The organism is Siccirubricoccus phaeus (assembly GCF_008360935.1).
GTDB lineage: Bacteria > Pseudomonadota > Alphaproteobacteria > Acetobacterales > Acetobacteraceae > Siccirubricoccus > Siccirubricoccus phaeus.
In genome coordinates this window covers 287,505-310,696 of record NZ_SRXO01000006.1, presented here as the reverse complement: position 1 = coordinate 310,696, position 23,192 = coordinate 287,505, and the positions used below count along the sequence as shown (strand labels likewise).

Here is a 23,192-nt window from a genome sequence, read left to right as displayed (position 1 = left end):
CCAACATCGGCTGACCAAGCCCTACCATCCTTGGACCAACGGTCAGGCCGAGCGGATGAACCGCACGGTCAAGGACGCCACCATCAAGGCTTTCCATTACCCCGACCTCAGCACCCTCAAAGCCCACATCCTGGCCTTCATCACCGCCTACAACTTCGCCAAACACCTCAAGGCACTCCGATGGCGAACCCCCTTCCAGGCCGTCTGCGACGCCTGGACCAAGGACCCCACCATCTTCAAAATCAAACCGCACCACCTCATCCCGGGACCAAACACCTAGCTCATTGTTCGGTCGCGTGATTCACGGTTTCGGTCGATTCGACCTCAACCGATCACGCTCTAGTGGCCCGAGAACGAAGTCCGGAGGACTTTGGAGTCGGGACACTGGGCCGGTTTCGCCTCGGCTGCGCTCGGCGAACCGCTCCAGCCCTTCGTTTGGCCGCATTTTCCGAGACGTCCGGCGATTCCGCCGGAGTTGAAAATGCTAACCAGCCGTGATCTTCGCAGCGGCGATGACGGCGCCCCAGATCCGCCGCTCCTCCGCCAGCGCCTCGCGATAGGCCTCGGGCGAGCCATTCACCAGAATCCAGTGCAGCCCCTCCATGCGGGCCCGCACCTCCGGCCGCTGCATCACCTTGTTGATCTCGGCATTCCAGAAGGCGACCCAGGCAGGCGGGGTCCCCGCCGCCATCACCACCCCATAGCCGACATCGCCGGTGAAGCCCGGCAGCGTCTCCTTCGCCAGCGGCACCTCGGGCAGGACGGGATTCCGCTCCTCCGTGGTGAAGGCGATGGGGCGCAGCCGCCCGCCCTGGATATGCGGCAGGGATTCCGGCAGCAGGCTGAAATAGAGATCGGCATTGCCGGCGATGATGTCGAGCAGCGCCGGCGTGCCGCCGCGATACTGGATCATCTCCATGGCGATCCCGGCCGCATGCATCAGCCGCGCCGCCAGCAGATGGGTGGCGCCGCCGAGGCCCGACTGGCCGATATTCAGCCTGCCCGGATTGGCCTTGGCGTAGTCGATCAGGCCCTGAAGCGTGGTGAAGGGCGCATCCGGCTTGCCCACCAGCACCATCGGCACGCGGATCAGGTTCGCCAGCGGCAGCAGGGTGCGGTCCGGGTCGATGGGCATCTGCATGCCCGGCAGCACCGGGGCGGTGGAGAGCACGCCGTTGGACGCCAGCGAGAGCGTATGGCCATCCGCCGGCGCATTCGCCACCGCCTGCATGGCGATGAAGGTGCCGGCGCCGCTGCGATTCTCCACCACCACGTTGCGGCCGCCCAGCGCCGGCCCCAGCCCATCCGCCAGGATGCGGGCCAGCAGATCCACCGTGCCGCCCGGCGCATAGGGCACGATGAGGCGGACATCGCGGGTGATGCTCTGCGCCGCGGCAAGCCCCGGCAGCAGCAGGGCAGCGAGGAGGAGGACCAGACGCATGGCGATGGCTCCCGGCAATCGAGGATCGGGGAAGCCTGCCCGCCATGCTGCGACGCAGCAACCGGCTTCCCACCGGCAGCAAGCCGAAATTCCACGCAGCCATGCGCGATCTGACCAGGCAAGGGGCAAGGGGTGCCCGCGGAATGGGCCCCGCCCGCCATGCCCCGCGGGACCCTGCAGCGCCACCTGCTCCGCCGCCTCGCCGGCGGGCCCGCCCGGGCGGCCTAAACGGCTCTGGTTGTTCTTCTTTTCAAGGCGAAGATCGGTTGGGTGATTCCGCCTGGCCGCATCTTGCTCTAGTCATCGGGACAACGCCCGGAGGAACGCCCATGACCACGCGCCGCCTGCTGCTCACCGCCGCCCTCGCCGCCCCCGCCCTTGCCCGCGCCGAGGAAAGCTGGTCGCCCAGCCGGCCCGTGACGATGCTGGTCGGCTTCGCCCCGGGCGGCGGCACGGACATCATCGCCCGGCTGCTGGCGCCGGCGCTGCAGCAGGCGCTCGGCCAGCCCATCGCGGTGGAGAACCGGCCGGGCGCCAGCGGCACCCTCGCCGCCCTAGCCGGTACCCGCGCGGCACCGGACGGCCATACGGTCTACATGACCACCGTCAGCGCCTCCGCCGTGGTGCCGCCGCTGATGACGCCGCCGCCCTTCGACATCTACAAGGACCAGACGCCCATCGCGCTCGCCGCCACGGTGCCGCTGGTGGCGGTGGTCCCCACCACCTCCCCGGCGCGCGACCTGGCCGGGCTGATCGCTGCCGCGAAGGCCGATCCGGGGGGGCTGAACTACGCCTCCTCCGGCGTCGCCACCCAGCAGCACCTGGCGGCCGAGCTGCTGTCCGCCGCCGCCGGCATCCGCATGACGCATGTGCCCTTCCGCGGCACCGGCCAGGCGGTGAACGAGATCCTCGCCGGGCGCATCGACCTCGCCATCGACACCTTCCCCACCTACCTGCCGCATATCCGCGGGGAGCGGGTGCGGGCGCTGGCCACCACCATGCCGGAGCGCATCTCCTGGCTGCCGGACCTGCCGACCGTCGCCGAATCCGGCTTCCCCGGCTTCGACGCCAATGTTTGGTACATGCTGATGGGCCCGCCCGGCCTGCCGGCCCCGGTCCGGGAGCGCTGGGCGGCGGCGGTGGGCGCGGCGCTGGCGGAGCCGGTGCTGCGCCCGCGCATCGAGGCCGCCGGCTTCATCCCGGGCAATGGCAGCAGCGCCCACGCCGCCGCCCTGCTGCGGCAGGATGCGGAGCGCTACGCGGCGGTCATCCGCCAGGCGGGCATCCGCATCGAGTAGGCGAGACGGAGCAATCCCACGGACGCCCCTGGCGGCGGACGCTCCCGCCATGCGCGACGGCAGCAGGCCCGCGCCAGGGCCACCAGCCCAGGCCTCCCGGGGCGCGCAGCAGCGCCGCCCAGCTCACCTCATGCCAGCTCCAGCCGCCGGGCGCCGCCGCCCCGCCGGCGCGGCGCAGCGCAACCGCCCCGCAATGCGTCGGCACCGGCGCGAAGCAGCGCAGCTCCCAGCCCTCCTCCAGCCCCGGGTCCGGCCCGCATCCCGCCGGCGCCACCCGCAGCGCGCGGCCCCGCAATTCCGGCGCGGCGAGGCCGGTGCCGAGCGCCTTCCCTATCGCTTCCCGCTGTGTCCAGAGCCGGGCGAGCAGCGCCGCCCGCTGCCCCGGCGCCGCCGCCGCGAGCATGGCGCGCTCCGCCGCCGGCAGCACGGCGTCGAGCTGTTCCGGCCGATGCGCCGCGCAGGCGGCGAGCGACTCCACATCGACTCCCACCGCCGCGCCGCGCGCCACGGCGCAGGCGACCAGCCCTTCCGCATGGCTCAGGCTGAGCGCGGCCGCGCCATCCTCCAGCACTGCCCGCCCATCCGCGTCGCGCAGCAGCCGCGCATGCCGCGCGCCGAGCGTCTTCCGCAAGGCGAAGCGCAGCAGCGCCTGCGCCGCGAGATGGCCTTGCCGATCCTCCCGGCGGCGGAACCGTGCCGCCCGCACCTGTTCCCCCCGCGGCAGCCCGCGCGCCAGCAGCCCAAGCTCCGCCTCGGCCGCCGCCGCCGGCAGCACGCACCAGAACACCGTAACATCCGTCCGGTCGAATACTTGTGCCGTCGCCGTCGTCATTGTTCCAGTTCATCCGCCGGCCTGCTGCGGCATTGACGCAATGCTGCGTCACACCGAAGCTTCACGCAAACGTAGAACGCTACACGAGTTCTTGGGGTTATCCCGCGGCGGTCGCGTTCCGCAGAGTTGCCACCGGGCCGGCTGGCGAACGGCCAGTCGGCTCCGTCGTCATCACGCGATGGGAAATGCCATGCAGGCTCAGGCCACTCTCCTGGTCGGCGCTTCTACCGACGCCGCGCCCTCAACCTCGGCCAGGTTGCAGTACAGCCCCACCAGCGCCGCCATCGCCGATTCCGCTCTCAGCCGCTTCACCCGCCGGCTGGAGCAGGAGCAGCGCATCCGCCTGCCGGATTTCGCCGCCCTGTCGGACTTCGCCCTGCGCCGCAACGACGTGTTCTGGGAGGCGGCGCTGCGGTGGTGCGGCCTGGAGGTGGAGGGCGACAGCACGCCGGTCCGCATCGGCATCGGCGTGGAGGACAGCCTGTTCTTCCCGCGCCTTCGCCTGAATTACGCGGAGAACCTGCTGCGCGCCGGCGGCCGCGCCACGCCGGAGAGCCTCGCCCTCATCGGCCGCACCGCCGATGGCGGCCGCCTCTGCCTCAGCCGCGCGGCGCTGGCAGCGCGCGTCGCCGCCCTGGCCGAGGCGCTGGCGGAGCGCGGCCTCGGCGTCGGCGACACCGTCGTCGCCATCGCCCGCAACACGGCGGAGGCGGCGATCGCGGCGCTGGCGGTCACGGCGCTCGGCGCCAGCTTCGCCTCCGCCTCCCCGGAGCTGAGCGCGGAGATGATCCTGGCCCGCTTCGCGCCGCTGCAGCCGCGCCTGCTCATCGCCCATGCCGCGCCGCAGCCGCATGACGTGCTGATGCCGCTGGCCGGGCGGGTGGCGCAGGTCGCCGCCGGCCTGCCCTCGCTGCAGGGCCTGCTGCTGCTGGACGCGGGCGAGCTGGAGGCAAGGGAGCTGCCGCCGCTGCTCCGCCTCGCGGACCTGCCCACGCAGCCGGCGCGGCACCTGCCCTGGCCCCGCCTGCCCTTCAACCACCCGCTCTTCATCATGTTCTCCTCCGGCACCACCGGCGCGCCGAAATGCATCATCCACGGCGCCGGCGGCACGCTGCTGGAGCATGCGAAGGAGCATCAGCTCCATTGCGACCTGGGCCCGGGCGACCTGCTCTTCTTCCAGACCTCCTGCGCCTGGATGATGTGGAATTGGCAGCTTTCGGCCCTGGCCAGCGGCGCCGCCATCCTGCTGCATGACGGCCCGGTGCATGACCCCGCGGCGCTCTGGCGCATCGTGGCGGAGGAGGGCGTGACGGTCTTCGGCACCAGCCCGCCCTATCTGCGCATGGGCGAGGAGGCCGGGCTCGAGCCGGGCCGGCTTTTCGACCTCGGCAAGCTGCGCGCCGTCCTCTCCACCGGCTCGATCCTGTACGACCAGCAATTCCATTGGGTCAGCCGCGCGGTGAAGCCGGTGCCGGTGCAATCCATCTCCGGCGGCACGGACATCCTCGGCTGCTTCGTGCTCGGCAACCCGACCCTGCCGGTACGGGCCGGCGAGGCGCAATGCCGCAGCCTCGGCCTCGATGTCCGCGCCATGCTGCCTTCCGGCGAGGCGACGGCGACGCGGCCCGGCGCCGTCGGCGAGCTGGTCTGCGCCAACCCCTTCCCGTCCCGCCCGCTCGGCTTCCATGGCGATGCGGACGGGTCGCGCTTCCACGCCGCCTATTTCGCCCGCAACCCGGGCTTCTGGACCCATGGCGACCTGGTGGAATTCTCCGCCGCCGGCGGCTGCCGCCTGCATGGGCGGGTGGATGGCGTGCTGAATGTCCGCGGCATCAAGGTCGGCCCTGCCGACATCTACCGCGTGCTGCAGGACCTGCCGGAGATCCGCGAGGCCATGGCGGTGCAGCAGGAGGGCGAGACGCCGGAGCAGCACCGCGTGGTGCTCCTCCTCGTCCTGCGGCCCGGCCTCACCCTGGATGCCGCCCTGATGGCGCGGCTGCGGCGGGAGCTGGCGCACCGCGCCTCCGCCGCGCATGTGCCGGACCTCATCCTGCAGGTGCCCGCCCTGCCGGTGACGCATAGCGGCAAGCGGTCGGAGGCCGCGGCGAGCGACGCGGTGAATGGCCGCGCGCCACGCAACGCCGCCGCCCTGGCGAATCCGGACTGCCTCGCCGCGCTGCGGGACCACCCGGCGCTGCGCCCCGGGACGGACGGCCCGCCGGCGCTGCGGCGCGGCGCGGACGGCCAGGCCTCGGCCGAGGCGATCGAGGCCTGGCTCACCGCCCTCTGGGAGCAATTGCTGCATTTCGCCCCGATCGGGCGGGACGACAATTTCTTCGATCTCGGCGGCCATTCCCTGCTCGCCGCCCGCATGCTCTCGGAGCTGCGCGCGGCGACGGGGCGGGAGCTGCCGCTGACCGTGCTGCTGCACGCCCCGACCATCGCGAGCCTCACCGCCATCCTGCAGGACCCGTCCTGGACGCTCGATTCCCGCCTGGTGGTGCTGAAGGACGGCGAACTGACGCCCCCCCTGGTGCTGATCCACAGCCTGGCCGGCACCTTCCTGGAGCTCTGGGCGGTACGCCGGCATCTCGGCGGCCGGCGCCGCATCCTCGGCATCCAGGCGCGCGGCCTGGAGGTGGGCGAGCAGCCGCATCGCCGGGTGGAGGACGCGGCGGCGGAGTATCTCGGCCTGCTGCGCCAGGTGCAGCCGCAGGGTCCCTACCTGCTGGCCGGCTATTCCTATGGCGGGCTCGTCGCCTTCGAGATGGCGCGGCGGCTCGAGGCGGCGGGGGAGAAGGTCGCCTTCCTCGGCCTGATCGATCCGGAGCTGGATCCCGCCTGCCTCGACTGGCGCGCCCGGCTGGGCTTCGCCGGCCACAAGCTGGCGCATGAGCTGCGGCAGGTCCGGGCGCAGCCGCCGGCGGAGCGGCGGCGGCATCTGGCGCGCCGCCTGGCCGCCGCGGGCACCAGTTTGCGCCTCCGCCTGGGCCGCGCCGCCCCGGCCGCAGCGGCGCCGGAGCAGTCGGAGCTGCCGCTCACGCTGCGCCGCATCCATGAAGCGGTGCGGGAGGCCAGCGCCGCCTACCGCCCCCGCCCCTATCGCGGCGACGCCACGCTGTTCCGCGCGACGGAGCAGCGGCCGGAAACCTGCGACCCGCAACCCATCTGGCGGCGCCTGGTCTGCGGCCAGCTCACCGTGCTGCCGGTGCCGGGCGACCACCTTTCCATCATCAGGGAACCGGGGGCGACCACCCTGGCGACGCTGCTGGAGGCAGCGCTGCGGACGGCCGAAATGTTCTAGGCTTCTTCCCATGGCGCCGCCGGCGCGGCGCCATGGGCCCCGGGGGCGTCCGCTGCGTTCGCTGGAAATCCGGCGAACTTCGCGGGCAGGACACTAGGCCGGTCCCTGGACGATCCGGGCGGCGGCGATGATCGGCTCCATGCCCGGATTCATCGTGGCGCCGTCCCGCACCCGCTGCTCGGCCTTGGCCTCCGCCGCGCGGATCTCGGCCAGCGCGGCCAGCACCTGCTCCGCCCTTTCCAGCGGCACCACCACGACGGAATCCGCATCCCCCACCACGATGTCGCCCGGCCGCACGAAGACCCCGCCCAGCATCACCGGCAGCCCGACCACGCCCGGCCCGTTGCGCGCCGGCGAATTCGGGCTGACGCCCGCGGCGAACACCGGCAGGCGGCTGGCGAGGATGCCCGCCTTGTCGCGCGCCAGCCCATCCGTGACGAAGGCGGCGCAGCCCTTGTTCCGCATCATCCCCGCCGCCAGGTCGCCGATCAGCGCGGTGCCGGTGAAGCAGTCATTGCTCACCATCAGCACATCGCCCGGCTGCGCCTCCGCCAGCGCGCCGAACATGCCGACGGTATCGGCAGGGTAGGCATGCGCGGTCAGCGCCGGGCCGACGAAGACGGCGTTCTCCGGGTCCAGCGGCTTGATCCGGTAATCCACCGCGCCCCGCCCATCCATGGCATCCGCCAGGTGGGAGGTCTGCGCGCCGCGGAAGGCCTCGATCAGCGCGGCGGCGGGGCGGCGATGGCCGCGATGGAGGGTGAGCAGCGGCGGGTTGTGCAGCATGGCGTTTCCTTCCCCGAAAGAGTCGCCCCAGGGTGGTCAAGCCGCGCCGAAGCTGCAAGCCTGGGGGCAAAGGGAGGAACGCCATGCTGGACCATCTGGACGGCGCCACGCGCCTCTATGTCGTCATCGGCGACCCGATCACCCAGGTGAAGTCGCCCGCCGGCCTCACCCGGGGCTTCGCGGCGCGCGGCCGCAACGCCGTGCTGGTGCCGCTGCATGTCACGGCGGCGGAGGTGGAGCCCTGCCTCGCCGGGCTTGCCCTGGCGCGGAACCTGGACGGCATCGTCGTCACGGTGCCGCATAAATTCACCGCGCGGCGGCTCTGCGCCACGGTGACGGAACGGGCGGAGTTCCTCGGCTCGGTCAATATCATGCGGCGCACGCCCGGCGGCTGGCATGGCGACATGACGGATGGGCTGGGTTTCCTCGGCGCCATCCAGGCCGGCGGCTTCCAGCCGCAAGGCAAGCGCGCGCTGCAGGTGGGCGCCGGCGGCGCCGGCACCGCCATTGCCCTGGCGCTGCTGGAGGCGGGCCTTGCCGAGCTGGCGCTGCACGATGCCGATGCAGCGCGGCGCGATGCGCTGCTGGCCCGGCTGCACGCGCGTTTCGGGGAGCGGGTGCGCGCCGGCAGCGCCGACCCCACCGGCTACGATTTGGCGGTGAACGCCACCCCCGCCGGCATGCGCGCCGAGGACCCCCTGCCCCTGGACGCCGCCCGCCTCGCCCCCACCGCCTTCGTCGGCGACGTGATCACGGTGCCGGAGGTGACGCCGCTGCTCGCCGCCGCCCGCGCCAGGGGCTGCCGCATCTCCACCGGCGTCGCGATGTTCGACGCGGCGCGAGAGCTGATCGTCGATTTCCTGCTCGGCCGCTGATACCCTCGGACCAGACGCAAGGAGGAACGTGAATGCGCCTCGGCCTCTTCATGATGCCGCTGCACCCGCCGGAACGCCCGATGGCGGAGACCCTGGCGGAGGATACCGAGAAATCCCTGCTGGCCGACCGCCTCGGCTTCCAGGAGCTGTGGATCGGCGAGCATTTCTCCGCCTCCTCCGAGCCCATCGCCTCGCCGCTGATGTTCATGGCCGGCCTGGCGCCGCGGACGAAGCTGATCTTCGGCACCGGCGTCATCAACCTGCCGAACCACCACCCCGCCATGGTCGCGGCGGAGGCGGCGCAATTCGACCAGATGACCGGCGGCCGCCTGATCCTCGGCATCGGCCCGGGCGGCCTCGCCTCGGATTGGGAGCTGTTCGGCAACACCGACCCGGCGCTGCGCGGCAAGCGCATGGTGGAGGCGATCGACACCATCCTGGCGATCTGGGCGCAGGACCCGCCCTATGACATCCCGGGCGCGACCTGGACCACGAAAATCACCGAGGCCGTCATCCCGGCCTTCGGCGTCGGCACCATGCCGAAGCCCTTCCAGCACCCGCACCCGCCCATCGCGGTGACGGCGCGCAGCATCGACAGCTTCGGGGTGAAGCTCGCCGTGCAGCGCGGTTGGCAGGTGCTCTCCGCCAATTTCGTGGCGGAGCGGGTGGTGGAAGGGCATTGGCGCACCATGCAGGCGGCGCTCGCGGGCAAGCCCGCCGCGCATCCCCATGCCCCTTGGCGGGTGGCGCGGAATTTCTGCATCGCGGCCAGCGACGCCGAGGCGCGGGAGCGGATGTTCCACCCCGACGGCGCCAACCGCTACTACTTCCACTACCTCTCCAGCCTGGCCCGCCGCGCCGGGCAATTGGCGACGCTGAAGCCCTCCGCCGAGACGCCGGACGAGGCGGTGACGCTGGAGGCGATCATCGAGGATTGCGTCATCTGCGGCGCGCCGGGGACGGTGCTGGACAAGCTCGTTGCGCTGCGCGAGCGGGTCGGGCCCTTCGACCACCTGCTGATGGCGGGGCTGGACTGGAGCGGGCCGAACGCGGCCTGGGAGCAAGAGACGATGCGAAGGCTGGCGGAGGAGGTGATGCCGCGCTTTCGCCAGCATGTGGCGGCGAGCGGCGCCAAGGCAGCCGAATAGTTGAGAGGGGCGTTGCCCCTCTCAAACTCTCCCCGCCAAAGGCCGAAGGGCCTTTGGAAACCTTGAGTCTGGCGTCTCGACCGTCGGCTCCAGAACGCATGTGTGGGGGGAGCAGAGCTTTCCCCTCAATCCTACAGAATCTCCGCCAGCTTCTCCCGCAGCGGCCCGGCTTCCTCGATGGTGAAGTATTCCGGCGGCATGTCGGGATACATCGCATAGCTCTCGCGGATCAGCCGGGGCAGGCCGATGATCTGCGAATTGGCCCCGGCTCCGATCCCCCGGTTGAGCCGCTTGAACAGCAGGCTGCCCGGCACGCCGAGCGGCTCCGCCAGCTCCGGATAGACCGGCCAGATGGTATCGATCGCCAGATGGTCGAAGATCAGCTCCGGCGCCGGCGTCCCCTCCGGCACCAGCCCCGCGGCGATCGCCAGCACCGTGGCCATGCCGGCCAGCGCCACCGCCTTCGGGTGGTTGTTCGTATGCATGAAGCAGCCGCGCGCATGCCAGCGCGCGAACTCCGCCGTCAGATCCAGCCCGTAGCTCTCCTGCGCCATCCGCAGCAGCAGGGTGCGCGCCTTGCCGAAGGCGTCGAAATAGCCGAGGCGCTGATAGACCAGCCGGTTGAAGAGCTGCGCCACATCGGCCTCCGGCACGCCGAGGCTGTAGGCGCCGGCGACGATGGCGGAGTGATAGGCGCCGATCGGGGAGTAGCGCACATCCCCGCCCTTCTTCAGATAGACCAGATCCGGCTGGTAGCCGGTGAAGGCGATCAGCGGGAAGCGACGCAGCCGGGGATGCGCCGCCTGTAGCGCCGCCGTGCCCAGCGGGCCGAATTCGGGATCGAGATCCTGGGTGAAGACCAGATCATAGCCGGAGAGGGCGGCGGCCACCTCGGCCTCCTGGCCGTGATGGCGGATCACCACCGCCTCGAAGCTTTCCACCTCCGCCTCCGGCAGCAGGGCCAGCAGCCCATGCGCTACGCCATGCGCCTGGCAACCGCCCAGAACGGCGATGCGCATCAGGCCCGACCCTGCGGGAAGACGGCCGGCGAGACGATCGCCTCCTCATCGCAGAGGATGCCGGTGAGCGCCTGGTAGCGCGCCACCTCCTCCGCGGAGACGGCGGCCAGCGGCGGGCTCGCGGGCGCGGCGGCCGCGGGCGCCGGTTCGGCCCGGGGGGCGGCGGGCGCGCCGGAGAGGTAGTGGCGACGAAAGACGGACATGACGAACTCCACCCCCTCCGGGGTCACTTCCCGCAGATCCTCGGCGTAGTAGCGCCCGCCGGTTTGCGGCCCGGTGACGATCTCATAACTCGGAAAATAGGCGATGCCCGGATCGCGCCGGGTCAGCTCCTCCGCCACCGCCCGCAGGATGGATTTGCTGGCGATGGTGGAGACCAGCACATGCCGGTCCTCATAGGTGGCGATCAAGGGCACGGGGGAGACGGTGAGCATCACTCGCGCCCTGGGATTCACCAGCCGCAGCCCGGCGAGGAAGGCCTCCATCTGCTCCAGCGTCTCGGCGAAGCCGGCATTGTGGAAGCGCCAGGCCTCCTCCTTCTCCTGCGCCCCCACCACGCCGGGGGCGAGGGGCACGGCGGCGCCGTCCTCGGCGCTGACCCAGCCCTCCGTCAGGCCCAGGGTGAAGATGAAGACGGCGCAGCCCTCGAACATGCGGCGGGTGGCGGCCAGGTGGCGGCGGCGGTCCTCCTCCAGCGCCTCCAGGCTGGGGAAGCCGCCCTGCTGGATGCGCGGGCGGAAGGGGTCCAGCCAGGCGCCGGCGGCGGTCTGCCAGGCCCGGGCCTTGGGCCGGTACTGGCCATAGGCGCGGTCGAAGAGCTGGCGCAGGGCGCGGGCGGTGTAGAGATTGCCGAAGCGGGCGGGGAAGATGCCGTAGCCCTCATCCACCGTGCCGGCGGCGCCGGTGAAGCGTTCCGTCTCCAGCCAATTGAAGCCGGCGGCTTTCAGGGTGCGGGAGAGGTGCTGGGCGAAGCAGCTTCCGGCCGTCGCGATCGGGTCGCCGGGCGAGAGGGTGAAGGGCACGGCGGTGACGGGATCGACGCCCGATGCCGCCTGTCCCGCCACGGCCTGGCGCCAGAAGGTGTAATCGGGTCGGCCACGATAGGGATTGGTCACGCTGCTCGCCTGCCGGTTGTGGGGATGTTCTGCCGGGGCAGGTGGGGAGGATGCAAGGGTGGGTAAAGCGGCGGGGATGGTCGGTCCGACTCCGGTCGGATTGGCGGCCTGGCGCCCGGATGCGGAGCGATGGGCTCCCGCTCCCGGCCCCTGGCACCGGTGCAGGGTCCGGGCGGATGCGGAGCGATGCAGCGGCCGGAGATCGGCCGCCGAGCCGCCTTCCGGGTGGAAGCTTCTTCGCCCGGCGGCCTCAGCCCGACTCCGGCCCTGCCAAAGGCTCCGGCCCTTGCCGGCCCGGCGCAGACTCGCCGGCATGCTGTTGCCGCGGCGGGCGGCCGCCGCCTGGGATTCCGGCCAGGTCTGGCCGGCGACGGACGCCCGGCGCGATGCCGCCGGACCCGCCGGCCGCCGGCATCAGCCCGTCCCCCGGGCCTCCGCCGCCGCGACGAAGCCCGGCACATCCTCTTCCAGCAGCAGGCGCTCCGCCGCCAGCGCCTCGGCGGCGGCGCGGATGGCAGCGACATAGGCACCGGGGGCGACGTAGCGCTCGGCGAGGGAGCGGCGCGGATCGCCCACCGCGGCGCGGGCGGCGGCATCGGCGGGGAAAGGCAGGAAACTGCCCTCGCGGTCGCAGAGCTCCGCCTCCAGCCCCGGCGCGGCGTAGAGGTTCCAGCCGGTATGGGTGCCGCGCGGCACGGCGATCTCCGGCAGGCGCACCCCGCCCAGCTCATTGCCGTCGGCATCCACCGCCGGCACCAGGGGGCGCCAGGCGGTCTCCGGGCCGCGCTGGCCGGCAACCCAATCCGTCACCGGGGCGATCGGCGTGGCGCCGCGCGGGCGGCGGGCGCCGGGGATGGCGGGGAAGGCCTCCAGCACCGCCTCGGCCGGCAGCAGCGTGCCCTCGGCGAGGCGCGGCACGCGGCTTGCCGGCGGCGCGATGCCGCGCTCCACCCACTCTTCCAGCGCCGCCTGCAGGGCCCGCAGCAGCGGGCTGGCGGAATGCGGGTTGTTGGGATGGAAGGCGTTGCCGCGCGCCGTCGTCGCCCCGCTGCGACCGGCATGCTTCGTGCCGGCGACGAAATACTGCCGGTGGTTGGGCAGTTCCGGCAGGTCGGCCGCGCCATCCGGCGTGGTGTGGGTGAGGGAGGCGCCCTTCTGCCAGTATTCGGTGGAGGTGTTCACCTCCATCAGCTTCGGGTCGGTGGGCGCGCCGCGCAGCAACCTGTCCGTGCGGCCGGAGAGCGGGTCGGTGGCGGCGGCGGCGGCCATGGGGAACCAGACTTCCGGGAAGAGATGGTCCTCGTGCCGGCAGGCGGTATGGTCCGGCTGGGCGAAGCGTTCATTGAGGAAGACCCGGCCGGCACCGGCGATGTGGCAGAGCACGCCGTCGAAGACCTTCCGCCCCTCGCCCGCATCATTCATGCCGAGATCGAGGAAATGCCGCAGGAATCGGCCCGCCTGGCTGATGCCGATGGCATAGGCGTGGCGCCGCCGCAGATCCGCCAGCGGGTTGCCGACCTCGGCGTGGCGGAGGAAGGCGAGAAGGTCGCGCGTCGCCGCATAGGCCATGCCGAGCGGGCGGGCGCCGGTCGCCGGATAGGTGAAGTCGTAGATGCTGCCGGGGGTGAAGGCGGTGCCTTCCGGCAGCAGGCGGATGGCGCGCGGACCGGCATACTCCCAGGCGGTGACGGCCTCCGGCGCCGCGTCGCGGGTGCGGCGGACGGTCAGGCGGGCGCGGGCCGGATCCGGATCGGCGACGGGGTAGCTGAGCGGGGCGGTCGGGCGGTCCGCCGGATTGATGCGGGTGCCGAAGATGAATTCGTCCCGCACCAGGCCAGTGATGCCCTCCAGCAGGGGCAGCTCGATCCGCAGCCCCTCATTGGCGCGGGGCGCTTCCGGGTCCCAGCCGGACCAGATCAGCGTGGTGCCCTGGCGCAGCGGGATGGCATTGCCGGCGGCGGCGGCGCTGCGCAGCCCGTTCTGCTCGGCGGGCGGCACGGCATGGCCCTCATAGACGCCGGCGAAGAGCATCTTCCGCCCGCGATTGGTCACGTCATGGAGCAGGCGGCCATTGGCGCGGGCGGTATCGGCGGGGCGGAGGATCACCACCTCCGTCGCATAGGGGATCAGCCCGGCGGCGTTGCGCGGCGCGATGTCGAGGTCGGCGATGCCGGCATTGCGCGGATCGGCGGGGTCCAGCGCGCCGCGGGCGAGGCCGGCGAGGCGCTGATAGGGGCCGGCGCCGAAATCCTGGCCGGCGGCGAAGCTTTCGGCGGCGGTGAGTTCGAAGGCGTGGATGCCTGGCCCTTGCGTCATCTCCGGTCCCTCCCCGCCCGAAGGCTAGGACGGGCCGGGGGACAGGACCAGCACCCAGTCCGATGGACGGCGCCCAGAACCGCGCCGCCCGTTGCCCTGCCGCGGCTTCGCCGCGGCAGGCTGTGCGAGGCTCTTATCCGGGAGCGACTCCCGGGGTCCCCATGGCGTTGCGCAGCAACGTCATGGGGATCACTGATCCGCGTAGCAATGGGTCTCGGCCGCGGCACCCGGATGGGTGACGGCGCCGAGATAGGCGGGCCCGACAAGCTGCGCGTATTTGTAGAGCGCGCCGCTGTTGTAGTCCGTCTTGCGGGGCTTCCAGGCGGCCTTGCGCTTCGCCAGCTCCTCATCGGAGACCAGCATGTCGATCGTGCCCTTCTCGGCGTCGATCACGATTTTGTCGCCATTCTGCAGCAGGGCGATGGGGCCGCCCACCGCCGCCTCCGGCCCGACATGGCCGATGCAGAAGCCGCGCGTCGCGCCGCTGAACCGACCATCGGTGATCAGCGCCACGCTCTCGCCCATGCCCTGGCCGTAGATGGCGGCGGTGGTGGAGAGCATCTCCCGCATGCCTGGGCCGCCCTTCGGCCCCTCGTAGCGGATGACGATGACGTCGCCCGGCTTGTAGGCGCGGTCCTCCACCGCCTTGAAGGCATCCTCCTCGCAATCGAAGCAGAGCGCGGTGCCCTCGAAGCGCAGCGTCTTCATGCCTGCGATCTTCACGATGCCGCCCTCGGGCGCCAGGTTGCCCTTAAGGCCGACCACGCCGCCGGTCTTCGACAGGGCCTGGCTGACCGGGTAGATCACGTCCTGGTCCTTCGGGAAGACCACGTCCTTGTGGTTCTCCGCCAGGGTCCTGCCGGTGACCGTCATGCAGTCGCCATGCAGCAGGCCGGCATCCAGCAGCGCCTTGATGATCACCGGGATGCCGCCGACCTTGTACACGTCATAGGCGACGTATTTTCCGCCGGGCTTCAGGTCGGCGATGTAGGGGGTGCGGCGCATGATCTCCACCACGTCGTCCATGGTGAAGCGGATGCCCGCCTCATGCGCAATGGCCGGCAGATGGAGGCCCGCATTGGTGGAGCCGCCGGTGGCGCCGACCACGACCGCGGCATTCTCCAGCGCCTTGCGGGTGACGATGTCGCGCGGGCGGAGGTTCTTCTTCACCAGCTCCATCACCGCGCGGCCGCTCTCGAAGGCCCAGCGGTCGCGCTCCTCATAGGGCGCCGGCGTGCCGGCCGAGCCCGGCAGCGCCAGGCCGATCGCCTCGGAGACGGTGGCCATGGTGTTGGCGGTGAACTGCCCACCGCAGGCGCCGGCCGAGGGGCAGGCGACGCATTCCAGCGCGTGCAGATCCTCGTCCGAGAGGTTGCCGGCCGCGTGCTGGCCCACCGCCTCGAACACATCCACCACGGTGACATCCTTGCCCTTGAACTTCCCGGGCAGGATGGAGCCGCCATACATGAAGACGGCGGGGACGTTCAGGCGCAGCATCGCCATCATCATGCCGGGCAGCGACTTGTCGCAGCCGGCAAGCCCCACCAGCGCGTCATAGCAATGGCCGCGCACCGTCAGCTCGACCGTGTCGGCGATGGCGTCGCGGCTGGCGAGGGACGACTTCATCCCCTGATGGCCCATCGCGATGCCGTCGGTGACGGTGATGGTGGTGAATTCGCGCGGCGTGCCGAGGGCTTCCTTGACGCCCTTCTTCACGCTCTGCGCCTGGCGCGAGAGGTCGATATTGCAGGGCGCGGCCTCGTTCCAGCAGGTCGCGACGCCGACGAAGGGCTGGTCGATCTCCGCCTCGGTCAGGCCCATGGCATAGTAATAGCTACGGTGCGGGGCGCGCTCCGGGCCCACCGTCACATGGCGGCTCGGCAGCGTCGACTTGTCCCATGCGGTCATTGCGTTCCTCCAATCCGGGACGCCCATTGGCCCCGGGGCCTCTCCTTCGGGGAGGGCGCTGCCTTCCCCGAAACCCTCCCGTCAAGGGCCGAAGGGCCCTTCTTCCTGCCAGGGAAGGGGTGAGGCGGCGGGGCGGCAGGGGATGTTCCGGGCCGGGCAGAAGGCGGGCGTCGCCAGGGCGGATCGCCCTGGCAGGCCCGCCGGCGGACCGGCGCAGAAAAGACCCGTTGGCCCGACCCGAGACCCCTTCCCTGGCAGGCCTTGGAACCCTTTAGTTTTTCGGGGGGTGTTTGGGAAGGCTGGGGGCTATATTCGCGGCATGGATCAGGCTGGCTTCACCCCGCCCCCCGGATGAGCCGCGCAAAATTCTACCGCTGGGCCGCGGAGCAGCCGCGCGGGCGGTACGAGCTGGTCGCCGGGCGGGTGGTGGCGATGTCGCCGGAGCACGGGGCGCATCTCCGCGCCAAGGCCGCCATCTGGCGCGCCCTGGCCGATGCCATCGCCACTGCCGGCCTGCCCTGCCGGATGACGCGACTGTCGAGATCGACGACGACACCGCCTATGAGCCCGACGCAATGGTGAATTGCGGCCCGCCCATGGAGGATGACGCCATCGCCGCCCCGAACCCGGTGGTGGTGGTGGAGGTGCTGTCCCCCCGCACCCGGGCGGTCGATGCCGGCGCCAAGCTGACGGATTACTTCCGTCTCCCCTCCGTGCAGCATTATCTGATGGTCCGCACCGATCGCCGCGTGCTGGTCCACCATCGGCGCAACGCCTCGGCCGGGATCGACACCGCGCTGCTCTCCGCCGGCGAATTGCGGCTCGACCCGCCGGGCCTCACCCTCGGTGTCGAGGCCCTGTTCGGCGCATAGGACTTCGGCGCACAAGACTCTGGCATCGCGCCGCCGCTTCACGGCAGAGTGCGGCAAGCGGCCGCAGAGCCGCCCAGGGAGAGAAACGCCATGCCCTACGCCGCCCTGCGGCGCCGGCCGTTGCTGGCTGCCGGCCTCGCCATACCGGCCCTTGCCCGCGCCCACCCCGCCGACTGGCCGCGCCAGACCGTCCGCTACATCAACCTCTACGCCGCGGGCGGCGCCAACGACATCCTGTCCCGCGCCTTCTGCCAGGCGATGACGGCCATCACCGGCCAGCAATTCGTCGTCGAGAACCGCACCGGCGCCGGCGGCACGGTGGGCAGCGACGCCATCGCGAAAGCCCGGGCGGATGGCTATACGGTCGGCCTCGGCGGCGTCGCCAACCTGGCGATCGCGCCCTCGCTCTTCCCCGGCCTGCCCTACGACCCGGGGCGCGACTACAGCCACATCACCGGGCTCTACCTGCAGCCCAACCTGCTTTTCGTGAACATCGACCTGCCGGCGCGCACGGTGCCGGAGCTGGTGGCGCTGCTGCAGGCCAATCCCGGCAAGTACAATTACGCCACGGGCGGCGCCGGCACCACGCCGCATCTCTGCGGCGAGATGTTCAAGCTGATGACGCGGACGGACATGCCCTTCGTCCAGTATCGCGGCGGCGCGCCGGCGCTGGTGGATCTGCTGGCCGGCCAGGTGCATGTCATGTTCGACAATCTCGCCGGCCCGATCGGCGCGGTGCGGGACGGCAAGGTGCGGGCCCTGGCGGTGACGAGCCCCGAGCGCAGCCCCTCCCTGCCCGAGGTGCCGGCGCTGTCGGAATACCTGCCGGGCTTCGACCTGACGAGCTGGAACGGCATGATCGCCCCGGTGGGCCTGCCGCCGGAACAGGTGCTGCGCATGGCGGAGCTCTCCCACCAGGCGCTGCGGCGGCCGGAGCTGGTGAAGACCTTCACCGACAATGGCGCGACGCCCTGGCTGATGGGGCCCGAGGAGTTCGCCGGCTATGCGCGGCGGCAGGAGCCGATCATGCGCAACCTGGTGAAGCTCAGCGGTGCGGCGCCGGGCTGAAGCCGCGCGGAGGGCAAAGCCCTCTCGAATGTCCTACAGCAGCCCCAGCGCCCGCAATTCCGCCCGCAGCTTCTCCGGCAGCTCCCCCTCCCCTTCGGCCCTGGCCAGGTCCGCCAGGTCCGGCGGCGCCGCCTCCGGCGCCAGGTACCGCCACCCCTGGAAGGGCTTCACCGGCCTGGCCGCCACCGGCACCAGGGTTGGGTCCAGCACCAGCCCGGCGCAGGCGGAGCCGTCCTCCAGCGTGTCCTCCCGCACCTCCAGCAGAAGCTGCCGCACCTGCACGAAACCGGCCACCACCCAATAGATCGAGCCCCCCGCCACCAGCTCCGCCGCCCTGCGGGGGAACATCCTGGTGCGGTGTCGCAACGGCGGCTCCTCCGCCAGGCGGCGTTGCTGGATGGCGCGCAACTGGCCGATATCCTTCGGCCCGACGGAAAGCTTGATGAGGTGCAGCACCCCCCACCTCTACCCCGGCCGCATCGCGGCGCAAGCGCCGCCCGGCCGTAACCATTGGCAAACCATCGGCGCGCTATAGCCTGCAGGCTTCACCACGCCACAGGAGGTGCCGGCGGATGAAACGCGCGCGTAAGCGGAGCCTGGTCACCGGCGGGGCCGGCTTCCTCGGCTCGCATCTCTGCGAAAGGCTGCTGGCGGCCGGGGCCGATGTGCTCTGCGTGGACAACTTCTTCACCGGCTCCCGCGACAATATCCGCCACCTGCTCGGCCACCCGAATTTCGAGGTGATGCGGCACGACGTCACCTTCCCGCTCTACGTGGAAGTGGACGAGATCTGGAACCTCGCCTGCCCCGCCTCACCCATCCACTACCAGCACAACCCGGTGCAGACGGTGAAGACCTCCGTCCATGGCGCCATCAACATGCTGGGGCTGGCCAAGCGCACCGGGGCGAAGATCCTGCAGGCGAGCACGAGCGAGGTCTATGGCGATCCTGCCGTGCATCCGCAGCCGGAGGAATACCGCGGCAACGTCAACCCCATCGGCATCCGCTCCTGCTACGACGAAGGCAAGCGCTGCGCCGAGACGCTGTTCTTCGACTATCACCGGCAGAACGGCGTCAACATCCGCGTCGCCCGCATCTTCAACACCTATGGCCCGCGCATGCACCCGAATGACGGGCGCGTGGTGTCCAATTTCATCGTCCAGGCGCTGCGCGGGGAGGCCATCACCCTCTATGGCGATGGCAGCCAGACCCGCTCCTTCTGCTATGTCGACGACCTGATCGAGGGGCTGATCCGGCTGATGGATGCGCCGGACGACGTCATCGGCCCGGTCAATATCGGCAATCCCGGCGAATTCTCCATCCGCGAGCTGGCGGAACAGGTGCGGCGCCTCACCGGCAGTTCCTCCCCCTTCGAGCTGCGCCCCCTGCCGGCGGATGACCCGATGCAGCGCCGCCCGGACATCACCAGGGCCCGCCGGCTTCTGGGCTGGGAACCGCAGGTCCCGCTGGCCGAGGGCCTGGCCCGCACCATCGCCTATTTCACCGAGGTGCTGGGCGTGACCCCGGCCGCCGCCGCCAACCCGGGCTGACCCGCTTCACCCCAACCGGAGCCAAGGATTGGCGCCCGAACTCACCGCGCTGCGCTGCATGTTCCTCGTCGCGATGCATCACGGGCTGCATCTGGCGCCGGAGGAACTGCCGGCGATCGACGGGCCGGACATGGTCCCCGCCGTGCTGCGCGCCATGAAGAAGCTCGGCCTGCAGGGCCGCGTCATGCGGCAATGCGACTGGGCCAGGGCCGGCGCGCTCGGCACCGCCTACCCGGCCATGGCCATCCGCAGGGACGGCTCCTGGGTCATTCTCGTCCATGTCATCCCCGGTGGCGACGGCCGCAGCAGCGCCGCCATCGTGGACCCCGCCGAGGAACGCCAGGGCATGCAGCTCTGGCCGGAGGAGCGCTTCACCGCCGACTGGACCGGCACCCTCATCCTCTGCAAGCGCGTCTATGCGCTGGCGGATGAGGGGCAACCCTTCGGCCTGCGCTGGTTCCTGCCGGAGATCATCCGCCAGCGCCGCTTCTTCCGGGGCGTCGCCATCGCCGCGCTGCTCTCCACCCTCATTGCCTTCGCCACGCCGCTGCTGTTCCAGGTGATGATCGACAAGGTCGTCACCCATCAATCCTGGCAGACGCTTTACGTGGTGGCCGTCGCCTTCGTCCTGCTGGCGGGGTTCGATGCCTGCTTCGGCTATCTCCGCCAGCGGCTGATGCTGCTGGCGACGAACAAGATCGACGCCCGCCTCGGCGCCCGCACCTTCCAGCATCTGCTTGGCCTGCCGCTGCATTTCTTCGAAAGCAACACCGCCGGGGTGCTGGTGCGGCACATGCAGCAGACGGACAAGCTGCGCCACTTCCTCACCGGCCGCCTGTTCCAGACCATGCTGGATGCGGTGGCGCTGCCGGTGCTGCTGGTCGCGCTGGTGCTGTATTCCGGCCTGCTGACCGCCATCGTGCTGGGCTTTTCCCTGGCCATCGCCGGCGTCATCGCCGCCATGGTGCCGAGCTTCCGCCGGCGGCTGGACCGGCTCTACCAGTCGGAGGGCAGCCGCCAGGCCTATCTGGTGGAAACGCTGCACAATATGCGCGCGGTGAAGTCGCTGGTGCTGGAACCTGTCCGCCAGGCGGCGTGGGAGCAGAAGCTGGTGAACGCCGTGCGCCAGCAGGCGGAGGTTGGGCGCATCGGCATCGCCGGCACCGTCGCCACCGGCCTGCTGGAAAAGCTGATGCAGATCGCCGTGCTGTCCGTCGGCGCCGTCACGGTGTTCGAGGGTAGCCTCAGCATCGGCGCCCTGGTCGCCTTCACCATGCTCTCCGGCCGCGTCACCGGCCCGCTGGTGCAGATCGTGGCGCTGATCAACGAGTATCAGGAGGCGGCGCTCTCCGTCCGCATGCTGGGCCATGTGATGAACGCCCAGCCGGAACGCCGCAGCCAGGACCGCCTGGCGCGGCCTGAGATCACCGGCGCCATCAGCTTCGACGCGGTGACCTTCCGCTACCCCGGCGCCGCCATGCCGGCGCTGGACCGCGTCTCCTTCCGCGTCGCGCCGGGGCAGGTCATCGGCGTGGTGGGGCGCAGCGGTTCCGGCAAGACCACGCTGACGCGCCTCATCCAGGCCATCCACACGCCGCAATCCGGGCTGATCCGGGTGGGGGAGATGGATTTGCGCCATGTGGAGCTCACCCATCTTCGCCGCGGCATCGGCGTGGTGCTGCAGGAAAACCTGCTCTTCCGCGGCACCATCCGGGAGAACATCGCCGCGGCGCGGCCGGACGCCCCGCTGCATGAGGTGCTGGAAGCGGCGAAGCTTGCCGGCGCCGACGAGTTCATCGAACGCCTGCCGCATTCCTACGACACGCTGGTGGAGGAGAACGCAGCCAATTTCAGCGGCGGGCAGCGGCAGCGCGTCGCCATCGCCAGGGCGCTGCTGCCGCGGCCCAGCCTGCTGATCTTCGACGAGGCGACGAGCGCACTGGACCCGGAATCCGAAGCCATCGTGCAGCGCAACCTGGCGCGCATCGCCGCCGGGCGGACCATGATCATCGTGTCGCACCGGCTGGCCTCCCTGGCGGGGGCGGACGCGATCCTGGTGCTCGATCAGGGCAAGGTGGTGGACATGGCACCGCACGCAACCCTGCTGGAACGCTGCGACATCTATCGGCACCTATGGCAGCAGCAGACCCAGCATCTCCGCTGACTCCGAGGGGGGACTTCGCCCCCCTCGGGCTCCCCCCACCAAGGGCCGAAAGGCCCTTGGAACCCTTGAGTCTGCGGTAATGCCATCCGACGCCACACTGCCGGCATTGCCCTTTCGGGCGCTCACGCGGCGAAGGCGAACGACGAAGCCGATGCCGGTGACGCGGGAAGCCATCGCCTTCCAGGACGATCTGGACGCGCTGCTGGCGGAACCGCCGCCGCCCTTCCTTGGCGGGGCGCATTACCTGGTCGTGCTGCTCTTCCTGGCGCTGCTGGCGCTCGCCTGCCTCGCCCAGGTGGACGTCGTCGTCACCGCCGCCGGGCGGCTGACGCCGGACGCGCCGCCCATCGTGCTGCAACCCATCGAACGCGCCGTGCTCACCGAACTCCGCGTGAAGCCGGGCGACGAGGTCCGCCGCGGCCAGGTGCTGGCCGTGCTCGACTCCACCTTCACCGCGGCGGACATCGCTGCCCTCACCACCCAGCGCCAGGCGCTGCTCGCCATGCGCCGGCGGCTGGAGGCGGAGATGAGCGACCAGCCCCTCCCCCCGCCCGAGCCCGGCGACCAGGACCAGCTCCTGCAATCCGTCCTGCACGCCCAGCGCCAGGCGGTGCGCCAGGCCCGCCTTCGCGCCTTCGCCGAGGAAATCGGCAGCATCGCCGCCAGCCTCCGCAGCCTGGAGGACTCCGCCGGCCTTCTCGCCGAGCAATCCGCCATCGCCCGCGATGTGGAAACGATGCGCGCCCGGCTGGTGGAGGGCCAGGTCGGCTCCCGCCTCAACCTCCTCGGCGCCCGCTCCCAGCGCATCAGGGCGGATCAGGACCTCGCCCAGGCGCGCAACCGCATGACGGAATTGCGCCACGCCCTGCAGGCCAGGCAGGCGGAGCGCCAGACCTGGCTGGACGACTGGCAGCGCCAGCTATTGGAGGAGCTGGTCCGCCTCCGCGGCGACCTCTCCCGCACCGAGGAAACCCTGGCCAAGGCGAACCGCCTCGCCGAACTCACCCTGGTGACCGCGCCGCAGGACGGCATCGTGCTGGAAGTCGCCCGCCGCTCCGCCGGCTCCGTGCTGCGGGAGGCGGAGCCTTTGGTTGTCCTCGTCCCCGCCCATATCCCGCTGCTCGCAGAAGCCGCGGTGCGCTCCGCCGATATCGGCTATCTCCGTCAGGGGGCGGAGGTGGTGCTGAAGGTGGATGCCTTCCCCTTCAACCGCCACGGCGCCCTGCACGGCGCGTTGCAGAGCGTGGCGCAGGACAGCTTCGCCCGCCAGGCCGCCGTCGAGCCCCGCCCGGACCCCGGCGCCGGCGGCGCCTTCCACGCCGCCCGCATCGCCCTGACGGCAACCGCCCTGGCCAACCTTCCCCCCGGCGCCCGCCTGCTGCCCGGCATGACCCTCACGGCGGAGATCAAGGTCGGCAGCCGCCGCGTCATTGCCTATCTGGCGGACCCGCTGCTGCGCGGCTTGCAGGAAAGCCTCCGCGAACCATAATCCAGCC

General features: G+C 71.3%; 17 protein-coding genes and 1 pseudogene. 10 read left to right on the top strand and 8 right to left on the bottom strand.

The features are described 5' to 3' along the window. Window positions 1-280, top strand: a 280-nt coding sequence (locus E5N76_RS11435) for an integrase core domain-containing protein (protein WP_149537417.1), incomplete at its 5' end; no start/stop codon positions are given. A gap of 204 nt (window positions 281-484) precedes the next feature. Here the strand turns inward: E5N76_RS11435 and E5N76_RS11430 are convergent. Continuing rightward, window positions 485-1,441, bottom strand: a complete 957-nt coding sequence (locus tag E5N76_RS11430) for a Bug family tripartite tricarboxylate transporter substrate binding protein (protein ID WP_149537416.1) — start codon at window positions 1,439-1,441, stop codon at window positions 485-487. Window positions 1,442-1,770: 329 nt separating this feature from the next. On the opposite strand from E5N76_RS11430, the gene E5N76_RS11425 reads away from it, so the two are divergent. Next, the gene (locus tag E5N76_RS11425) at window positions 1,771-2,739 is read left to right on the top strand and encodes a Bug family tripartite tricarboxylate transporter substrate binding protein (RefSeq protein ID WP_187830109.1); all 969 of its coding nucleotides are present in this window, start codon (window positions 1,771-1,773) and stop codon (window positions 2,737-2,739) included. Here E5N76_RS11425 and E5N76_RS11420 read toward each other — a convergent pair. Further along, window positions 2,708-3,571 carry a 4'-phosphopantetheinyl transferase family protein gene (locus tag E5N76_RS11420; protein ID WP_149537414.1) on the bottom strand — a complete coding sequence of 288 codons (864 nt, stop codon included), beginning with the start codon at window positions 3,569-3,571 and terminating at the stop codon, window positions 2,708-2,710. The genes E5N76_RS11425 and E5N76_RS11420 overlap by 32 nt on opposite strands. 256 nt (window positions 3,572-3,827) lie before the next feature. Between E5N76_RS11420 and E5N76_RS11415 the strand changes: the two genes are divergently transcribed. After that, window positions 3,828-6,875 (top strand): acetoacetate--CoA ligase, encoded by a 3,048-nt coding sequence (locus E5N76_RS11415; RefSeq protein WP_207791948.1) that lies wholly within the window; start codon window positions 3,828-3,830, stop codon window positions 6,873-6,875. Between the two features lie 93 nt (window positions 6,876-6,968). On the opposite strand, the gene E5N76_RS11410 is transcribed toward E5N76_RS11415, so the two are convergent. Next, entirely contained in the window at window positions 6,969-7,661 is a 693-nt protein-coding gene (locus tag E5N76_RS11410) for an RraA family protein (protein ID WP_149537412.1), read from the bottom strand. Window positions 7,662-7,744: 83 nt separating this feature from the next. On the opposite strand from E5N76_RS11410, the gene E5N76_RS11405 reads away from it, so the two are divergent. Both E5N76_RS11405 and E5N76_RS11400 read left to right on the top strand, forming a co-directional pair. Continuing rightward, on the top strand, window positions 7,745-8,536 hold the full coding sequence (locus E5N76_RS11405; RefSeq protein ID WP_149537411.1) for a shikimate dehydrogenase family protein: 792 nt from the start codon (window positions 7,745-7,747) through the stop codon (window positions 8,534-8,536). Window positions 8,537-8,568: 32 nt separating this feature from the next. Then, window positions 8,569-9,684, top strand: a complete 1,116-nt coding sequence (locus tag E5N76_RS11400; protein WP_149537410.1) for an LLM class flavin-dependent oxidoreductase — start codon at window positions 8,569-8,571, stop codon at window positions 9,682-9,684. A 131-nt stretch (window positions 9,685-9,815) separates the two neighbouring features. Here the strand turns inward: E5N76_RS11400 and E5N76_RS11395 are convergent, their stop codons facing one another. The 4 genes from E5N76_RS11395 to ilvD form a co-directional block, all read right to left on the bottom strand. Then, a complete protein-coding gene (locus tag E5N76_RS11395) occupies window positions 9,816-10,703 on the bottom strand; it encodes a WcbI family polysaccharide biosynthesis putative acetyltransferase (protein ID WP_149537409.1) in 888 nt (295 codons plus the stop codon). Then, window positions 10,703-11,818: a GSCFA domain-containing protein gene (locus E5N76_RS11390; RefSeq protein ID WP_207791947.1), complete on the bottom strand. Its 1,116-nt coding sequence runs from the start codon at window positions 11,816-11,818 to the stop codon at window positions 10,703-10,705. The genes E5N76_RS11395 and E5N76_RS11390 overlap by 1 nt, the downstream gene beginning before the upstream one ends. Window positions 11,819-12,232: 414 nt before the next feature. Next, complete coding sequence (locus E5N76_RS11385) at window positions 12,233-14,134, bottom strand: alpha/beta hydrolase domain-containing protein (protein WP_187830108.1); 1,902 nt, start codon at window positions 14,132-14,134, stop codon at window positions 12,233-12,235. Between the two features lie 189 nt (window positions 14,135-14,323). Beyond that, window positions 14,324-16,042 (bottom strand): dihydroxy-acid dehydratase, encoded by a 1,719-nt coding sequence (ilvD, locus tag E5N76_RS11380; protein WP_149537407.1) that lies wholly within the window; start codon window positions 16,040-16,042, stop codon window positions 14,324-14,326. A gap of 351 nt (window positions 16,043-16,393) precedes the next feature. Here ilvD and E5N76_RS11375 point away from each other — a divergent pair. Further along, window positions 16,394-16,914, top strand: a pseudogene (locus E5N76_RS11375) (Uma2 family endonuclease). A 90-nt stretch (window positions 16,915-17,004) separates the two neighbouring features. Beyond that, window positions 17,005-17,982 (top strand): Bug family tripartite tricarboxylate transporter substrate binding protein, encoded by a 978-nt coding sequence (locus E5N76_RS11370; RefSeq protein ID WP_149537406.1) that lies wholly within the window; start codon window positions 17,005-17,007, stop codon window positions 17,980-17,982. A 33-nt stretch (window positions 17,983-18,015) separates the two neighbouring features. Here the strand turns inward: E5N76_RS11370 and E5N76_RS11365 are convergent, their stop codons facing one another. After that, window positions 18,016-18,438, bottom strand: a complete 423-nt coding sequence (locus E5N76_RS11365) for a DUF1489 family protein (RefSeq protein ID WP_149537405.1) — start codon at window positions 18,436-18,438, stop codon at window positions 18,016-18,018. A gap of 116 nt (window positions 18,439-18,554) precedes the next feature. Between E5N76_RS11365 and E5N76_RS11360 the strand changes: the two genes are divergently transcribed. The 3 genes from E5N76_RS11360 to E5N76_RS11350 all read left to right on the top strand — a co-directional run bounded on the left by E5N76_RS11360 (window position 18,555) and on the right by E5N76_RS11350 (window position 23,185). Beyond that, window positions 18,555-19,532 carry a UDP-glucuronic acid decarboxylase family protein gene (locus E5N76_RS11360; protein ID WP_149537404.1) on the top strand — a complete coding sequence of 326 codons (978 nt, stop codon included), beginning with the start codon at window positions 18,555-18,557 and terminating at the stop codon, window positions 19,530-19,532. A gap of 28 nt (window positions 19,533-19,560) precedes the next feature. Beyond that, window positions 19,561-21,696, top strand: coding sequence for a peptidase domain-containing ABC transporter (locus E5N76_RS11355; protein ID WP_149537403.1), 2,136 nt, complete (start codon window positions 19,561-19,563; stop codon window positions 21,694-21,696). Between the two features lie 157 nt (window positions 21,697-21,853). Further along, a complete protein-coding gene (locus E5N76_RS11350) occupies window positions 21,854-23,185 on the top strand; it encodes an HlyD family type I secretion periplasmic adaptor subunit (protein WP_207791945.1) in 1,332 nt (443 codons plus the stop codon). Window positions 23,186-23,192 lie beyond the last annotated feature (7 nt).